Genomic DNA, 1,129 nt, shown 5'->3' with positions numbered 1-1,129 from the left:
TGTCTAAAGAAAAATTTGAACGTACGAAACCGCACGTTAACGTTGGTACTATCGGCCACGTTGACCACGGTAAAACAACTCTAACTGCAGCTATCTGTACTACTCTTGCTAAAGTTTACGGCGGTGTAGCTAAAGACTTCGCATCTATCGATAACGCTCCAGAAGAGCGTGAGCGCGGTATCACAATCGCAACTTCTCACGTTGAGTACGACACTCCATCACGCCACTACGCACACGTTGACTGTCCAGGACACGCTGACTATGTTAAAAACATGATCACTGGTGCTGCACAGATGGACGGTGGTATCCTAGTTGTTGCTGCGACAGATGGCCCAATGCCACAAACTCGTGAGCACATCCTACTAGGCCGTCAGGTTGGTATCCCATACATCATCGTATTCATGAACAAATGTGACATGGTTGACGATGAAGAGCTACTAGAACTAGTAGAAATGGAAGTTCGTGAGCTTCTATCTGAATACGATTTCCCAGGTGATGACCTACCAGTTATCCAAGGTTCTGCACTAGGCGCACTAAACGGCGAAGAGCAGTGGGAAGCGAAAATCGTTGAACTAGCAGAAGCTCTAGATACTTACATCCCTGAGCCAGAGCGTGCGGTAGATCAGCCATTCCTAATGCCTATCGAAGACGTATTCTCAATCCAAGGTCGTGGTACAGTAGTAACTGGCCGTATCGAGCGTGGTATCCTAACTGTAGGTGACGAAGTTGCTATCGTAGGTATCAAAGACACTACTACAACTACATGTACTGGTGTTGAGATGTTCCGTAAGCTTCTAGACGAAGGCCGTGCAGGTGAGAACGTTGGTGCACTTCTACGTGGTACTAAGCGTGACGAAGTTGAGCGTGGTCAAGTACTAGCTAAGCCTGGTTCAATCACTCCACACACTAAGTTCGAATCAGAAGTATACGTACTGTCTAAAGATGAAGGTGGTCGTCACACTCCATTCTTCAAAGGCTACCGTCCACAGTTCTACTTCCGTACAACTGACGTAACTGGTGACATCCAGCTACCAGACGGCGTAGAAATGGTAATGCCAGGCGACAACGTACAGATGACTGTAGAGCTAATCGCACCAATCGCAATGGACGAAGGTCTACGTTTCGCGAT

Annotated in this window: 1 protein-coding gene; it reads left to right on the top strand. The window is 47.5% G+C overall.

Going from position 1 to position 1,129, the window contains the following annotated elements:
* Positions 1–1,129, top strand: a 1,129-nt coding sequence (tuf, locus tag R7Z50_RS24575) for an elongation factor Tu (protein WP_017633725.1), incomplete at both ends; no start/stop codon positions are given.

The organism is Vibrio sp. 1249-1 (assembly GCF_033340495.1).
The sequence above is the reverse complement of the archived record's forward strand: the minus strand, read 5'-3'. Positions and strand labels throughout refer to the sequence as shown.